Raw genomic sequence first — 16,177 nt, 5'->3', positions numbered from 1 at the left:
TCCTCTCGTTACTTGTAAATCTCTGGTATATAAAAGATTAGCATAATTATTAGTGATGTTTGAGAAATTTATATTTGATATTTATATACTTGCCACCGGAGAGATAATGGTCTACGCCCTGCGAGCGTGGCGGCCAAATAAGCAGCACGCGTAGGCATCGCGCCGCGGGCTATTAAACTTGCGCGGAACGGAGATATACCTGGAATTTTCGTATGAATAGTTGAAGTGGCAACGCAATGAGGCTTAGTAAAAACGTCCGGGCGTTTCGATGATAGTTGTTCCGGGGATACAAAAGCTGTAAGGGGGGAATCCCCCCTGGTTAACTTAGATCACGGCGGTGGTTAGCCGTGACGAACAGCAAAGGCGCCCCTGTTGATCAGAGATTTCGATTTGCCACACCTGGTGACGGGCGCCAACGTGCAGCGCCCGGCACACGCCGCGAACCCTGCCGCTGCGCACCGAACGAATGTGGTTGGCGTTCACCTCCAGCCCCACCACCTTCTGCTCGCCTTCGCTGCACAGATAGCCCGCGACCGAACCTAACGTTTCCGCTAAAACCACCGACGCGCCGCCGTGCAGCAAGCCAAACGGCTGATGGGTGCGGCTATCTACCGGCATGGTGGCAATGATGGCGTCGTCGGTTATCGCCTCGAAGCGGATATCCAGCAGACCGACCATGTTCCCCTCGCCCATCGCGTTCAGCTGTTCCAGGGTGCTGTGACGTTTCCAAATCATCCCATAATCTCCAGTAGCGCCTGCAGCGGGTGGCGTACGCCGCTGCCTTCAATACGCTTCACCTGGCTACGACAGGAGTAGCCGGTGACCAGGCAGCGATTGCGCGGCAACCGCTCCATCGCCTGCTGCCACGAGAGCGCGTAGATCGCCAGCGAGTTGGCGTGGTTCTTCACTTCATGACCGTAGGTACCTGCCATGCCGCAGCAGCCCACGCTAACGTTTTCCAGCTTCGCGCCAAAGCGGGCGAAGATATCCGCCCACTGCCGGGTGGACGCGGGAAGCGCCGTCACCTCGGTACAGTGGCCAAACAGATACCACGACTCGCCGCCTTTATCCTGGGCCGCGGTTTCCGACAGCGCCTGAGGCAGCCACTCGTGCACCAGCATGACGCGGAAATCGCCGCGCTTGTCGCCGAGGACCTGGTTATATTCATCGCGGTAGCAGAGCACCAGCGCCGGATCGACCCCCACCATCGGCATGCCGAGCTCGGCCACCCGGTTAAGGAAATCGGCGGTTTTCTGCGCGGTGCGCGCGAATCGCGTCAGGAAGCCCTTAATATGCTGCGCCTTACCGTTTGGCGAAAACGGCAGCAATACCGGTTGGTAGCCCACCTTCTCAACCAGGCGAACAAAATCGGCGACCACCTGCGCATCGTAGTAGCTGGTAAACGGATCCTGAACTACCAGCACCATTTTCGCTTTCTGCTCTGCGCTCAGTTCTTCCAACTGCTCCAGCGTGGTATTCGCCGAACGGTGGCCAACCATCTGCTGCTTCAGCGACGGCACGGAGAGCAGCGGGAGATCGACCATACCGATATGCTTTTCCGACAGCTTGCGCATCCACGGCTGGTTAATAAAGAAGTTAAAGGTCTTCGGCGCATGCGCCATCAGCGGCGCGTAGGATTCAACCGTCGCCACCAGATGGTCGCGGACCGGGCGCAAATAGCGGCTGTGGTAAAGCTGGAGAAAACGCGAACGAAACTCCGGGACGTCAATTTTAATCGGGCATTGGGTCGAGCAGGCTTTACAGGCCAAACAGCCGGACATCGCCTCCTTAACCTCATGAGAGAAATCGTACTCTCCCTTCCGCGCGTGCCAGCTATTGCGGGTACGTTCCACCAGGGTACGCAGGCTGGCGCGCTTTTCCGGCAGATCTTTTTCCAGTTGATTGGGGTCGATACCGCGGTCCGCCAGCAGCCGCAGCCATTCGCGCACCAACGTAGCCCGGCCTTTCGGCGAGTGGATACGGTGATTGCTGACCTTCATCGACGGACACATCGGGCTTTTGGCATCAAAGTTGAAGCACAGGCCGTTGCCGTTACACTCCATCGCCCCGCGCCATGAGCTGCGCACAGCGATGGGAATCTGCCGATCGAATGTGCCGCGCTTAACCGCATCCACCTTCATCATCGGCGCGTCAACGCCTTCAGGCGGGCAGATTTTACCCGGGTTAAGGCGGTTATCCGGGTCAAAGGCGGCTTTAATCTTGCGCAACTCGCCAAATAACGCTTCGCCAAAGAACGCCGGACTATATTCGGCGCGGAAGCCTTTCCCGTGTTCCCCCCACAGCAGGCCGCCATACTTAGCGGTTAACGCTACGACGTCATCGGAGATCCGCTTCATCAGCATCTCCTGCTGAGGATCGCACATATCCAGCGCCGGACGCACGTGCAGCACGCCGGCATCCACATGGCCAAACATGCCGTAGCTCAGCCCGTGGCCGTCGAGCAGCGCGCGAAATTCCGCAATATAGTCGGCCAGATGCTCCGGCGGCACGCAGGTATCTTCGGCGAACGGTATCGGCTTGGCGGCCCCTTTGGCATTACCCAGCAGGCCGACCGCTTTTTTACGCATCGCATAGATGCGCTCCACGCCGTCGAGATCGTGACAAACCTGCCAGCCGATGACGCCCGCTTCGTTGCGCGATATCAACTCATCCAGACGCTGGCACAGCGCCGTCACCTGGCTATCAATCAGCTCGACGTCGTCACCGGCGAATTCGACGATATTCAGCCCCAGCATCTCTTTATCCGCCACGTCGGTAATGAGCTCGCTGACCGAATGCCAGACGATATCTTCGCGCGCCAGATTAAGCACTTTCGAGTCGACGGTTTCGACCGAGAGCGCCCTGGCTTCAACCATAAACGGCGCGTTACGCAGCGCGGAGTTAAAGGAGTCGTACTTCACGTTGACCAGTCGACGCACTTTCGGCAAACGGGTGATATCCAGCCGCGCTTCGGTGATAAACGCCAGCGTCCCTTCGGAACCGGTCAGAATGCGGGTGAGATCGAATTCGCTCATCTCGTCATTAAAGACGTGGCGCAGATCGTAGCCCGTGAGGAAGCGGTTGAGTTTGGGAAATTTATCGATAACCAGCTGGCGCTGCGCTTTGCAGCGCTGATAGACAGTGCGGTAAATACGCCCGATAGCCGACTGCTGAGCGCTTAGCGTTTCCGCCAACGCTACCGGAATCGGCTGGGTATCAAGAATGTCGCCGCCGATCAGCACCGAGCGCACCCCCAGCACGTGGTCGGACGTTTTGCCGTAGACCAGCGAGCCCTGCCCGGAAGCATCGGTGTTGATCATCCCGCCAAGCGTGGCGCGGTTGCTGGTCGACAGCTCCGGCGCGAAAAAGTAACCGTATGGCTTAAGGAATTTATTAAGCTGGTCTTTAATGACCCCGGCTTCCACCCGCACCCACCCTTCTTCCGGGTTGATTTCTATAATGCGGTTCATATAGCGGGACATATCGACGATGATCCCGGCGTTCAGCGCCTGACCGTTGGTGCCGGTACCGCCCCCGCGCGGGGTAAAGATCAGTGATTTAAAACGTTCTTCCGCCGCCAGCCTGGCCAGCAGAGCCACGTCCGCCGTGGAACGAGGGAATATAATCGCATCCGGCAACAGTTGATATACACTGTTATCAGTCGCCATCGTTAGCCTGTCGGCATAGCTGGTGGCGGTATCCCCGGTAAAACCTTGTTGCTCCAGTACCTGCAAAAAATTCAGCACCAGTTGAACGACACCTGGCGCTTGAGAAATCTGTGGGATCATGACGCTCGACCCTGCCTGACTATGTTGTGTTGTAAGTGATTAAACGTTTGCGTAGTGCCCTCAACTTTTTATCACATTTTTTTCATATGCGCCCGCCAGAATTAAGGGCAAAATCAGGCGCGCGAACATATTGATATTATTATCAGTACATGGAATTACGCTGCGTCAGCCTTTTGACGCGACTGCAAAGGTAAAACTTCACTATGATTAACCCCAATCAGCCCCGGGACATACCGCAAGTTCTGCTGTCGGTGCTGTTTTTGTCCCTGATTATTATTTCCTGTCTGTGGGTCGTGCAGCCTTTTATCCTGTCATTCGCCTGGGCCGGTACCGTGGTTATCGCCACCTGGCCGGTACTTTTGCGCCTGCAGCGCCTGCTGTTCGGCAAGCGCGCCCTGGCGGTGCTGGTGATGACGCTACTGCTCTTTTTACTGTTCGTTATCCCCATCGCGTTGCTGGTCAATAGCCTGGTCGATAACAGCACGCCATTAATAAAAGTGATTACCAGCGGCAACTTTACGCCGCCGGACCTGGCGTGGCTAAATAGCGTTCCGCTAATCGGCGATAAGCTGTATACCGGCTGGCATAACTTACTGGAGATGGGGGGAACGGCGATTATGGTCAAAATTCGCCCCTATCTTGGCACCACCACCACGTGGTTTGTCGGCCAGGCGGCGCATATCGGCAAGCTGCTGGTCTATTGCGGACTGATGCTGCTGTTCAGCGCCCTGCTGTACTGGCGCGGCGAACAGGTCGCCTATGGCTTCCGTCATTTTGCCACCCGCCTGGCGTCCAAACGCGGCGACGCGGCGGTGATCCTCGCCGGACAGGCGATTCGCGCCGTAGCGCTGGGGGTGGTCGTTACCGCGCTGGCCCAGGCGGTGCTTGGCGGTATTGGCCTTGCGGTCAGCGGCGTGCCCTACGCCGCGCTGCTCACCGTGGTGATGATCTTCACCTGCCTCGTACAGCTGGGACCCCTGCTGGTCCTGGTACCGTCAATTATCTGGCTGTACTGGAGCGGCGATACCACCTGGGGCACCGTGCTGCTGGTCTGGAGCTGCGTCGTCGGCACCATGGATAACTTTATTCGTCCGCTGCTGATTCGCATGGGCGCCGACCTGCCGATGATTCTGATTCTTTCCGGCGTTATCGGCGGCCTGGTGGCGTTCGGCATGATAGGACTGTTTATCGGTCCGGTACTGCTGGCGGTCTCCTGGCGGCTGTACGATGCGTGGGTTAACGAAGCGCCGCCGCCGCCGAAAGACCCCGATCTGGTGCTTGAAGAACTGAGCGAGCTGAATACGCGAGCCTCGCAGGGTAAGTAAGCGAAAAGGCGGGGAAACCCGCCTTTCCCCATTACGCCCGTGATAACCATCGAGCGGGACAATCTAAAATATTAAGAAATACTAATCTATCTCTCACCGCATCCCGCATTCCTCTGCCTGCTAACCCTTTTTGCTGCACAGATTCTTTACCTTAATTTAACTATTGAGAGGAATCCGATCGACGCAAAAAGCCTCAGTGCCTAGTATTAGCTCACGGTTATAAATCAACATATTGATTTATAAGCATGGAAATCCCCTGAGTGAAACAACGAATTGCTGTGTGTAGTCTTTGCCCATCTCCCACGATGGGCTTTTTTTTGTCCGTTTTCTGCTCCCCCCCAAAAAAAATCCCCGCCACTGCTGACGGGGATGGTCTTTTTAGCGAGAATGCGGCGCGAACTTACTTATTCAATTCCGCCAGGCCGAGCCAGGTTTGCACGACCGTATCCGGGTTCAGAGACAGGCTATCGATCCCCTCTTCCATCAGCCAGGCGGCAAAATCTTCGTGGTCGGACGGACCCTGCCCGCAGATACCGACATATTTGCCCTGTTTCTTCGCCGCGCGAATGGCCATCGACAGCAGCGCTTTCACCGCATCGTTACGCTCATCGAACAGTTCGGAGACCACGCCGGAGTCACGGTCCAGGCCCAGCGCCAGCTGCGTCATATCGTTAGATCCGATAGAGAAGCCGTCGAAGTATTCGAGGAACTGTTCAGCCAGCAGCGCATTCGATGGGATTTCACACATCATAATCAGCTTCAGGCCGTTTTCGCCGCGCTTGAGGCCCTGGCGTTCCAGCTCTTCAACTACCGCTTTTGCCTGCGCGACGGTGCGGACAAACGGCACCATGATTTCGACGTTGGTCAGCCCCATGTCGTTACGCACCCGTTTAACCGCTTCACATTCCAACGCGAAGCAGTCGCGGAAGCTTTCGGACACATAACGGCCGGCCCCGCGGAAGCCCAGCATCGGGTTCTCCTCTTCCGGCTCATAACGTTCGCCGCCGACCAGATTGGCGTATTCGTTAGATTTAAAGTCGGAAAGACGCACAATCACTCGTTTCGGGAAGAATGCCGCGCCCAGCGTCGAGATCCCTTCCGTCAGGCGACCGACGTAAAACTCTCTCGGCGAGTCGTAGCCTTTCATCAGCTCGCGGATTTCGTTCTGCAAACCCGGCTCCTGATCGTCAAACTCCAGCAACGCGCGCGGGTGGACGCCGATCATACGGTTGATGATGAACTCCAGTCGCGCCAGGCCTACGCCTTCGTTCGGCAGGCAGGCAAAGTCAAAGGCGCGGTCCGGGTTGCCGACGTTCATCATGATCTTCAGCGGCAGATCCGGCATCGCGCCAACGCTGGAGCTCTTCACGCTGAAGTCGAGGATTTCGGCATACACGTAGCCGGTATCACCTTCCGCGCAGGAGACGGTCACGTTCTGGTTTTCCTGGATGCGATCGGTGGCGTTGCCGCAGCCAACCACCGCCGGGATCCCCAGCTCACGCGCGATAATCGCCGCATGACAGGTACGCCCGCCGCGGTTGGTGACGATCGCCGCCGCTTTTTTCATGATCGGTTCCCAGTCCGGGTCGGTCATGTCGGTCACCAGCACGTCGCCGGGCTCGATGCGGTTCATTTCGCTGATATCGTGAATGACCTTTACCGGACCCGCGCCGATGCGATGGCCGATAGCGCGCCCTTCCGAAATAATCTGTCCTTGCGCATGGAGGGTATAACGCTCCATGACCTGGCCGCGCGAACGGACGGTTTCCGGACGGGCCTGCACGATAAATAGCTTACCGGTATGACCATCCTTCGCCCACTCGATATCCATTGGGCGGTTGTAGTGTTTTTCGATTTGTAGCGCCTGCTGCGCCAGCTCCTGCACTTCCGCATCGGTCAACGAGAAAACGTCGCGCTGCGCCTGCGGCACGTCTTCGATACGCACCTGCTTGCCGTGCTCCTGGGTAGGGGCGTAAACCATGCGGATCTTTTTCGACCCCATGGTGCGGCGGACGATGGCCGGACGGCCCGCTTCCAGCGTCGGTTTATGGACGTAGAACTCATCGGGGTTGACCGCCCCCTGCACCACCATTTCGCCGAGTCCCCAGGCGGAGGTGATAAACACCACCTGGTCAAAACCGGATTCGGTATCGATGGAGAACATCACGCCGGACGAGGCCAGATCGGAACGGACCATCCTCTGCACCCCGGCGGAAAGCGCCACCCCGCGATGATCGTACCCCTGATGCACGCGGTAGGAAATGGCGCGATCGTTAAACAGCGAAGCAAACACGTGCTTCACCGCGACGAGCACGGCGTCAAAGCCCTGCACGTTAAGGAATGTCTCTTGCTGACCGGCGAAGGAAGCGTCCGGCATATCTTCCGCCGTCGCCGAGGAGCGCACGGCAAAAGAGGCCTCAGCGTCATCGGCGGAGAGCTGGGTATAGGCATCACGAATCGCATTTTCCAGTTCGCTCTGGAACGGCGTATCGATGATCCACTGACGGATCTGTGCGCCCGCTTTCGCTAATGCGGAAACGTCGTCAATGTCGGTTTCATCCAGCAGTTCATAAATGCGCTGGTTAACACCGCTTTGGTCCAAAAACTGATTAAAGGCATCAGCGGTGGTGGCAAACCCGTTCGGTACGGAAACGCCCATACCCGACAGATTTGTAATCATTTCACCAAGGGAGGCATTTTTGCCCCCAACCCTGTCTACATCATTCATGCCGAGTTGGTTATACCAAAGCACCAGCGGTGACGAGCCATTGTTGGACATCGAGACAATCCTTTTGTGATTTAATACCAGTGATAAATAATTCACGATCGACTACGAGATTTATCCTGACATATTTATCCAGCTGAAAGAAACGGTGAATCGTTCAAGCAAATTATTTTTTCGTTTTTAGGATTCTTTGCCAGATATAGCTAAGCTAATGATTCTTCAGAAATCTGATGAAATTTGATACAAAAGATACGCGGTTGCGAAAAATGAACTCACCTTTTCATTAAAAATAAAAATAGCGTTTCATTTTTTAAATATGAGACAAAGCCTGGAGCGTTATGCTTAAATTTAATATCAGCTTTCAGACAATTAAACTCATTATACCGGATGGTCAAAATGGAAAGTGCTGTAGATCGCCACGTCTTTTATATTTCCGACGGTACCGCTATTACGGCGGAAGTGCTGGGTCATGCGGTCATGTCGCAATTCCCGGTCGCCACCAGCAGCGTAACCCTGCCGTTTGTCGAAAATATCAGCCGCGCGCGCGCCGTGAAGGAGCAAATTGACGCCATTTTCCAGCAGACCGGCATTCGACCGCTGGTGTTCTACTCCATCGTGCTGCCGGAAATCCGCGACATCATCATACAAAGCGAAGGCTTTTGTCAGGATATCGTTCAGGCGCTGGTGGCCCCCCTGCAGCAGGAATTGCGCCTTGACCCGACGCCCATCGCTCACCGAACCCACGGCCTGACGCCGGGCAACCTCAACAAATATGACGCGCGCATCGCCGCTATCGATTATACCCTTGCCCACGATGACGGCATTTCGCTGCGCAACCTCGACCAGGCCCAGGTGATCCTCCTCGGCGTTTCGCGCTGCGGGAAAACCCCTACCAGCCTGTACCTGGCGATGCAGTACGGTATCCGCGCCGCCAACTACCCGTTTATCGCCGATGATATGGACAATCTGATTCTTCCGGCCTCCCTCAAGCCGCTACAGCACAAGCTCTTCGGCTTAACGATCAATCCAGAGCGCCTGGCGGCCATCCGCGAAGAGCGACGCGAAAACAGCCGCTATGCTTCTATGCGTCAGTGCCGGATGGAAGTGACCGAAGTCGAAGCGCTTTACCGCAAAAACAAGATACCTTGCCTGAACAGTACCAACTATTCCGTGGAAGAGATCGCCACCAAAATCATGGATATTATGGGGTTAAGCCGCAGAATGTACTAACACACTAGTACATTATTAAAAATTTGTTTATGCTATCACCCGTGGCCTATACAGGATCATGCCCTGCTCTTGCAATAAGCGGGGATTGGTTTATCGTGATGCGCATCACTTCCCGGCATTTTCGCCGCGGAAGAAACAGATTTTTGAGACCCCAATGAATAAAACAGACGAATTGCGTACCGCGCGCATTGAAAGCCTGGTAACGCCCGCGGAACTGGCGCAACGGCATCCTGTGTCTGCCGAAGCAGCAGCTCACGTCTCCGCTTCGCGCCGCCGCATTGAGAGAATCCTCAACGGTGAGGACCGTCGCCTGCTGGTGGTGATCGGTCCGTGCTCCATCCACGACATTGATGCGGCGATGGAGTATGCGCGCCGCCTGCAGGGCATGCGCGAACGTTACCAGCCGCAGCTGGAAATCGTGATGCGCACCTATTTTGAGAAGCCGCGCACGGTGGTCGGCTGGAAGGGGCTGATCGCCGACCCCGACCTCAACGGCAGCTATCGGGTGAATCACGGCCTCGAGCTGGCGCGTAGCCTGCTGCTGCAGGTCAATGAACTGGGCGTACCGACCGCCACCGAGTTTCTCGATATGGTGACCGGGCAGTTTATTGCCGACTTGATAAGCTGGGGCGCTATTGGCGCGCGTACGACCGAGAGCCAAATCCACCGCGAAATGGCCTCGGCGCTCTCTTGCCCGGTGGGCTTTAAGAACGGTACCGATGGCAATACCCGTATCGCCGTAGACGCTATCCGCGCTTCCCGCGCCAGCCATATGTTCCTGTCGCCGGATAAGCAGGGGCAAATGACGATCTATCAGACCAGCGGTAATCCGTACGGTCATATCATTATGCGCGGCGGCAAAAAACCAAATTACCACGCTGCCGATATCGCCGCAGCCGGTCAAGCGCTGGCTGAGTTCGACCTGCCGGAACAGCTGGTGGTGGATTTTAGCCACGGCAATTGCCAGAAACAGCACCGCCGTCAGCTGGAGGTGTGCGCCGATATCTGCCAGCAGATCCGCGCCGGCTCGACCGCTATCGCCGGGATCATGGCCGAGAGTTTCCTTCAGGAAGGCACGCAGAAGGTGGTCGCAGGCCAGCCGCTGGCCTGGGGGCAGTCGATTACCGATCCCTGCCTGAGCTGGGACGATAGCGAACGGCTGCTGGATGAATTAGCCGCCGCAACCGCCACTCGCCTGTAGTTCCCCCTCCCCGCCGTCTCCGCGGCGGGGTTATTTCCCGCCCTCGTCCGCTCGTTCACCGGCTAAATCGGCTATTTCGATAAATAATGCTTGCCGTGAAAAACAACATTATTGATAATGATTATCATTGTTACCTTGATTTTTATTTTTAGTGCTATGACGCGTATGGATAACACTGCCACAGCAGAAAAAACTAAAGACAATGCCCCGTACCCTGTTCCGACGGACAGAGAGATAAGCAGCCGCACATTATTAGGCAGCGAGGGACGGGTAGTGATTGAACACGGCGGTCAGCGCTACCTGCTGCGCCAGACTCATTCAGGTAAGCTGATCCTGACCAAATAATTATCCCCGCCGATTAAGGCAGGGATAATAACGACTAGCTGGAACAGCTCACCTCAAGACGCCTTCCCCAGTCAGGAGGACGATTGACATAATCATCCGTCCTGTCGATAAAAGGCTGGGATAGCGCATTATGCAGACGTTCCAGCTCGCTCATATCTCCCTGCTCCGCCAGTTCAATTGCCCGCTGCGCCAGCCAGTTGCGCAGCACCAGCGCCGGATTCACGCTGCGCATCCGCGCCTGCCTTTGCGCATCGTCAACCTGTTCATCACGCAGGCGCGCGCGATAATCGGCAAACCAGCTATCGAAGGTCTCGCGGTCGATAAACTCATCGCGTAGCGGCGAAGCGGCGCTCTCTTGCTCGCTGGCGCTGAGCATTCGGAAGGTCCGCGTATAGTCGCTGCCTTCGCGCGCCATTAAGGCAAACAGACCGTCCAGCAGCTCGTTATCCCCTTTTTGCTGGGTAAACAGGCCAAGCTTGTCGCGCATGCGGCGGCCATATGCCGTGAGCAGCGCGTGCTGGTAACTATCCAGCGCGCCGTTCAATAACTCCGCGCTGATAAACGGCGACAGCGTCTGCGCCAGCCGTTGCAGATTCCATAGCCCTACCGCCGGCTGATTATCAAAGCTATAGCGCCCCTGATAATCGGAATGGTTACAGATAAATCCCGGCTGGAAATCGTCAAGGAAACCGTATGGACCGTAGTCCATCGTCAGGCCGAGGATCGACATGTTATCGGTATTCATTACCCCGTGCGCAAAGCCGACCGTTTGCCAGCTGGCAATCATTTCAGCCGTTCGGGCGACCACGTCGCTGTACCAGGCAATGTACTTATCCGCTTCATTTTGCAGATGCGGCCAGTGGTGATGGATCACGTAATCCGCCAGCTGCTGCACTTTGAGCGGCTCGCGGCGGTAGTAGAAGTGCTCAAAATGGCCAAACCGTACGTGGCTTTCCGCCAGCCGCATCAGCATCGCCCCGCGTTCAACGGTTTCACGGTATACCGGGGTGTCGCTGGCCACTATCGCCAGCGCGCGAGTGGTGGGAATGCCCAGCGCATGCATTGCTTCCGAGGCCAGCCCCTCGCGGATCGTTGAGCGCAGCACCGCCCGTCCGTCCCCCATCCGTGAATAGGGAGTGAGCCCGGCGCCTTTCAGGTGCCAGTCAAAGCGACGACCGTCCGCGAGCTGCTGTTCGCCGAGCAGAATGCCGCGCCCGTCGCCGAGCTGCCCGGCCCAGGAGCCGAACTGGTGGCCGCTGTAGACCTGCGCCAGCGGCGACATTCCCGGCAGCAGCGTTTCGCCGCCCCATACGCCAGCGCCCTTCTCCGGGCTAAATAACGACTCGGCGACGCCCAGCGATCGCGCCAGCGGCGCGTTGTGCCAGACAAGCCGCGCATTCTCCAGCGGCGTGGGGGCTAAAGCAGTGTAAAAATCCGGCAGTTCATCACGCCAGTGGGTAGTAAAAGACAGGGTCATGGTTCCTCCTGCCTTCAGTGTAGTGCTTTCAACAAATTATTAACACGGGGCGAGTACGGGGTTATTGCCATAATAAGCCGCACGGGGATTGTGCGCGCTTCTGCCATTGCCCGGTGGCGGCTGACGTTAGATCCTTCGCGCCTGCCAGAATTTTTTATGCCAGTAGACATTATCCAGCGATGAGCGCGTCACGCCCTGGCTGGTGGAGGCGTGGATAAACTGGTTGTCCGTGTCGTAAATACCGACGTGCAGACCGCTCTCTCCGGAGCCGGTCTTGAAAAAGACCAGATCGCCGGGCAGCAGTTCGCTCTTATCAATTTTGGTGCCGATCTCCGCCTGCTCGCGTGTCTCACGCGGTAGCTGCAGCGCGAACTTATCGCGAAAGGTCATTAACACAAACCCGGAGCAATCAACGCCGCGCGGCGACATGCCGCCGTAGCGATAAGGCGCTCCCCGCCAGTTCCTTAACTGCTCATTCAGGTTGGCCACAACGGTAATCGAATCAGCCAGCCGTGGATTTGGCGGCGGCGCCCGGTGACTGCTACAACCCGCCAGAAATAACGCAACACACAAAACGAGCCAGAAACGCATCTCAGACGAATCCTCTGTTCCTTATCCTGTTAGCAGAATAATTTAGCTTGTTTATCAATTCGCTGGCAAGCTGACTGCGTGCTACTGTGACGGAACGAGCATAAGATGACCAGCCACCTCGACTCTCTGGAAGTCCATGGCGTAGGCGGCGGTTAAGTTTTCTTCGTTAAGGACTTCAGCGGTACTACCGCAGGCGATGGTTTTCCCCCGGCAGATAAGCCAGGCGCGATGGGCATGCCGGAGGGTATGATTAAGGTCGTGGCTGCTCATCACAATAGCAACCCCGGATGCGCAGAGCTCATTTAATACGCGATCGAGCGCGGACTGCTGCGCCACGTCCAGGCTGTTCATTGGTTCATCCAGCAAGAGCAATTGCCCGACCGGATTAGCCTGCCGATGAATCTGCAGTATTACCGCCGCCAGCCGCACGCGCTGCCACTCCCCACCAGAGATGTGATTCACCTGGCGCCCAAGCTTATCGCCTAAGCCCAGTTTCTCCGCGATAGCCGTCAGCAGGGCGTTTTGCGCGTCGTTATGCAGATGCAGCGACAGATAATGCCAGACCGGCATCGCGAAAGGCGGCATCTGGTGTTGACTTAAATAGGCCCGATGACGCGCCAGCTCCTGAGCAGGCCAATCCTTCAGAGGGCGTTCATTCAGTTTGACCCGCCCCGGTCCGGTAGAAAGTCCCGCCATACGCGCCAGCAGCGTGCTTTTCCCCGCGCCGTTTGGCCCTACCAGATGGATAATCTCTCCCGGCCGGATATCCGCTGAAAACGGCGCCAGCCGCCCCGCCTCTTCTACGTCCTGTAGCTGCATCAAAAACGGCATTATTTCGCTAAAGCTCCTTTAATGGCGGCCACCAGCTGGGGGTCATCCGGCGTCATATCCGGTGAGAAACGACCGATAACCTGTCCGTCCCGGCCAATCAGGAATTTTTCAAAGTTCCATAGAATATCATCGACATACAGCGGCGCCCTGCCTTTACTGGCCATGCGCTCATAAAAACCGCTGCCTTCCGGCGCGACGGCCTGCGGGGCGGCATCAACCAGCTTCTGATATAGAGGCGCGCGATGCTCGCCGTTGACGTCAATTTTGCTGAACATCGGGAAAGTGACGCCGTAGGTGGTGCTACAGAAGGTTTTAATCTCTTCTTCGCTGCCCGGCTCCTGCCCCAGGAACTGGTTGCACGGGAAGCCCAGCACGCTAAAACCTTCGCTTTCAAACGCTTTTTGCAGCGCTTCCAGCTGCTCATACTGCGGCGTCAGGCCGCATTTTGAAGCAACGTTAACGATCAGCAGCACTTTGCCCGCCCATGGGGCAAGCGTTGTGGTTTCACCATCGATGGTGGTGACTTCAGTATTGAGAATATCGTGTTGCATAGCCTTCCCTCAGTGAATAAACCGGTTTCTGCTTCAGGTGATCCCTATCTACTGTAGCGGATTCAGACCGGGTCATTCTACTTTGAATCCCCCGGGAGTGTCTCTTGATGTAACAGGCCATACAACATGAATTCATCTCAACACCGGGAGCACGCAATTCAGTGTACAGTGATGAATGGATGTAATAGCATTTCGTTAATTGTTAATTTAAGAGAGTTTTATTGATGAAGAAGATGTTTAGCACGGTGTTAATTGCGGCCTCCGTCGCGCTGCTGGCGGCCTGCACACCGGATGAAGATAATAAGATCAAAGTCGCCATTAATACCGGGCCGGATGAGGCTATCTGGAAAGTCGTAGAACAGGTGGCCAAAGAGAAATATAACCTCGACGTGGAGGTTATCTCATTTAATGATTACGTACTGCCGAACGAAGCGCTGAACAATAAAGACGTCGATGCTAACGCCTTCCAGACGCTGCCTTACCTTGAGGCGCAATCAAAAGAGCGCGGCTATAAGTTTGCGATTGTCGGTAAAACCTTCGTTTTCCCGATCGCCGCCTACTCGAAGAAAATCAAAAATATCAGCGAACTGCCTGACGGCGCGACGATTTCCATTTCTAACGAAACCACAACCCTGGGCCGCAGCCTGCTGCTGCTGCAGGCGCAAGGTTTAATCAAGCTAAAAGAAGGGACAGGCTATCTGCCTACAACGCTGGATATTATCGACAATCCTAAACAGCTAAAAATCGTCGAAGTCGACACGCCGCAGCTGACCCGTACCCTTGACGACCCGAATGTCGCCCTGTCGATTATTAACACCAACTTCTCTGCCCAGGCCGGCCTGTCGGCCGCCCGCGATGGTTTATTTATGGAAGGTCCGGACTCGCCGTACGTCAACGCCATCGTTTCACGCGAAGAGAATAAAGACAGCAAAAAGGTTCAGGAGCTGAAAGAGGCCTTCCAGACTCAAGCGGTTGCCGACAAGGCAGCGGAAGTCTACAAAGGCGATGCGATTAAGGGCTGGTAATTAGCCACCGCTTACGGCCGCCCGTCACTGCGGGCGGCCTGATTTTAATAATAACCAGATGAACACCGGCGCACCCAGGGTGGCGGTGACCACGCCAATCGGCAATTCCGCCGCCGAGAGCGCCAGACGCGCGACGATATCCGCCCCCAGCAGAGCGCTGGCTCCCGCTAACAGACAGGCCGGAAGCAGCGCGCGGTGATCGCTCAAACCACATAGCCGCAAAATATGCGGAATAACCAGACCGATAAAGCCAATCGCTCCCGCCAGCGCCACGCTGACGCCCACCAGCCAACCGGTAGCGACCACCAGCACTTTACGCCATAGCCATAGCGGCAACCCCAGCTGACGTGCGGAAACCTCCCCCAGCGCTAACAGATTGAGCGGCTGCGATTGCAGACACACCCAGGCCAGCACCGGCAGCAGCGCCAGCATCAGCCACAGCTGCTGCCAGTCCACGCCGCCAAAGCCGCCCATCATCCAGTACATCAGTTGGCGGAGATCGAAAGAGGTGGAGAAATAGACCGCCCAGGTCATCAGGGCGCTACAAATGATGCCGAGCGCGACCCCCGCCAGCAGCAGGCGACTGGTTGAGAGATGCCGCCGGGCAAAACGCAGTAAAATAAAGGTAATAACCAGCGCGCCAGCAATCGCGCATAGCCCGAGCGCCCAGCCTGGAAGCATGCCTTTTCCCAGCAAGACGGCAGCTATCAGGCCAACCCCAGCCCCGTTTGATACCCCTAGCAGCCCAGGCTCCGCCAGCGGATTTTCAAACAGCGCCTGCATAATCGCCCCGGACAGCGCCAGCGCGGCCCCCACCAGCAGGACGGCCAGGGTGCGCGGCAGACGAATCTGCCAGATAAACAGCTCACCTTTGGCGCTAAACCATTCTCCGGGGCCAATCCACTGATCGCCGGCGCACAGGCTGATGGTCGACGTGACCAGCAGCAGCAACGTTAATACCGCAAGCCAGCGCCGGTTCCGGCGCCGTTGAATTTGAGCAAAGGTCAGCATAGATTTCTGAATCGAGAAAAAGGATGTGGTTGATTTTACGGTATTCGGCCAGGAAAAGAAAAAAGGCCGCATAGCGG

The 16,177-nt window shown here is 56.5% G+C and carries 13 protein-coding genes and 1 other RNA gene; 6 read left to right on the top strand and 8 right to left on the bottom strand.

Annotation, left to right across the window (positions count from 1 at the left end; genetic code table 11):
• Nucleotides 1-324 precede the first annotated feature (324 nt).
• Nucleotides 325-735 carry a 1,4-dihydroxy-2-naphthoyl-CoA hydrolase gene (gene menI / locus ACE3MN_RS10985; protein ID WP_004132130.1) on the bottom strand — a complete coding sequence of 137 codons (411 nt, stop codon included), beginning with the start codon at nucleotides 733-735 and terminating at the stop codon, nucleotides 325-327.
• A complete protein-coding gene (locus ACE3MN_RS10980; RefSeq protein WP_049088738.1) occupies nucleotides 732-3,788 on the bottom strand; it encodes an FAD-binding and (Fe-S)-binding domain-containing protein in 3,057 nt (1,018 codons plus the stop codon). Before ACE3MN_RS10980 ends, menI begins: the two co-directional genes overlap by 4 nt.
• A 203-nt stretch (nucleotides 3,789-3,991) precedes the next feature.
• On the opposite strand from ACE3MN_RS10980, the gene ydiK reads away from it, so the two are divergent.
• Both ydiK and rprA read left to right on the top strand, forming a co-directional pair.
• Nucleotides 3,992-5,113 (top strand): AI-2E family transporter YdiK, encoded by a 1,122-nt coding sequence (ydiK, locus tag ACE3MN_RS10975; protein ID WP_024357891.1) that lies wholly within the window; start codon nucleotides 3,992-3,994, stop codon nucleotides 5,111-5,113.
• 213 nt (nucleotides 5,114-5,326) lie between these two features.
• Nucleotides 5,327-5,434: antisense sRNA RprA (gene rprA, locus ACE3MN_RS10970), an RNA gene on the top strand.
• A 79-nt stretch (nucleotides 5,435-5,513) separates the two neighbouring features.
• Here rprA and ppsA read toward each other — a convergent pair.
• Nucleotides 5,514-7,892: a phosphoenolpyruvate synthase gene (ppsA, locus tag ACE3MN_RS10965; RefSeq protein ID WP_024357890.1), complete on the bottom strand. Its 2,379-nt coding sequence runs from the start codon at nucleotides 7,890-7,892 to the stop codon at nucleotides 5,514-5,516.
• A gap of 342 nt (nucleotides 7,893-8,234) precedes the next feature.
• Here ppsA and ACE3MN_RS10960 point away from each other — a divergent pair, with 342 nt between their 5' ends.
• The 3 genes from ACE3MN_RS10960 (at nucleotide 8,235) to hemP (ending at nucleotide 10,614) form a co-directional block, all read left to right on the top strand.
• Nucleotides 8,235-9,068, top strand: coding sequence for a pyruvate, water dikinase regulatory protein (locus ACE3MN_RS10960; protein ID WP_004119141.1), 834 nt, complete (start codon nucleotides 8,235-8,237; stop codon nucleotides 9,066-9,068).
• 154 nt (nucleotides 9,069-9,222) lie between these two features.
• Nucleotides 9,223-10,269 carry a 3-deoxy-7-phosphoheptulonate synthase AroH gene (aroH, locus tag ACE3MN_RS10955; protein WP_102649750.1) on the top strand — a complete coding sequence of 349 codons (1,047 nt, stop codon included), beginning with the start codon at nucleotides 9,223-9,225 and terminating at the stop codon, nucleotides 10,267-10,269.
• Between the two features lie 165 nt (nucleotides 10,270-10,434).
• Nucleotides 10,435-10,614, top strand: a complete 180-nt coding sequence (gene hemP / locus ACE3MN_RS10950) for a hemin uptake protein HemP (RefSeq protein WP_162685329.1) — start codon at nucleotides 10,435-10,437, stop codon at nucleotides 10,612-10,614.
• 34 nt (nucleotides 10,615-10,648) lie between these two features.
• Here the strand turns inward: hemP and selO are convergent, their stop codons facing one another.
• The 4 genes from selO to ACE3MN_RS10930 form a co-directional block, all read right to left on the bottom strand.
• Nucleotides 10,649-12,091: a protein adenylyltransferase SelO gene (gene selO, locus ACE3MN_RS10945; RefSeq protein WP_102649711.1), complete on the bottom strand. Its 1,443-nt coding sequence runs from the start codon at nucleotides 12,089-12,091 to the stop codon at nucleotides 10,649-10,651.
• Between the two features lie 126 nt (nucleotides 12,092-12,217).
• Nucleotides 12,218-12,682: an NlpC/P60 family protein gene (locus ACE3MN_RS10940; RefSeq protein ID WP_004134084.1), complete on the bottom strand. Its 465-nt coding sequence runs from the start codon at nucleotides 12,680-12,682 to the stop codon at nucleotides 12,218-12,220.
• 81 nt (nucleotides 12,683-12,763) lie between these two features.
• Complete coding sequence (gene btuD, locus ACE3MN_RS10935) at nucleotides 12,764-13,513, bottom strand: vitamin B12 ABC transporter ATP-binding protein BtuD (protein WP_049088741.1); 750 nt, start codon at nucleotides 13,511-13,513, stop codon at nucleotides 12,764-12,766.
• Nucleotides 13,513-14,064: a glutathione peroxidase gene (locus ACE3MN_RS10930; protein WP_004134072.1), complete on the bottom strand. Its 552-nt coding sequence runs from the start codon at nucleotides 14,062-14,064 to the stop codon at nucleotides 13,513-13,515. The genes btuD and ACE3MN_RS10930 overlap by 1 nt, the downstream gene beginning before the upstream one ends.
• A gap of 224 nt (nucleotides 14,065-14,288) precedes the next feature.
• On the opposite strand from ACE3MN_RS10930, the gene ACE3MN_RS10925 reads away from it, so the two are divergent.
• Complete coding sequence (locus tag ACE3MN_RS10925; RefSeq protein ID WP_102649712.1) at nucleotides 14,289-15,089, top strand: MetQ/NlpA family ABC transporter substrate-binding protein; 801 nt, start codon at nucleotides 14,289-14,291, stop codon at nucleotides 15,087-15,089.
• 24 nt (nucleotides 15,090-15,113) lie between these two features.
• Here ACE3MN_RS10925 and btuC read toward each other — a convergent pair whose 3' ends face one another.
• Nucleotides 15,114-16,100, bottom strand: a complete 987-nt coding sequence (btuC, locus tag ACE3MN_RS10920; RefSeq protein ID WP_004134071.1) for a vitamin B12 ABC transporter permease BtuC — start codon at nucleotides 16,098-16,100, stop codon at nucleotides 15,114-15,116.
• Nucleotides 16,101-16,177 lie beyond the last annotated feature (77 nt).

It is taken from the genome of Klebsiella grimontii (assembly GCF_042137965.1).
Lineage (GTDB): Bacteria > Pseudomonadota > Gammaproteobacteria > Enterobacterales > Enterobacteriaceae > Klebsiella > Klebsiella grimontii.
This window is presented reverse-complemented; position numbering and strand designations above follow the sequence as displayed.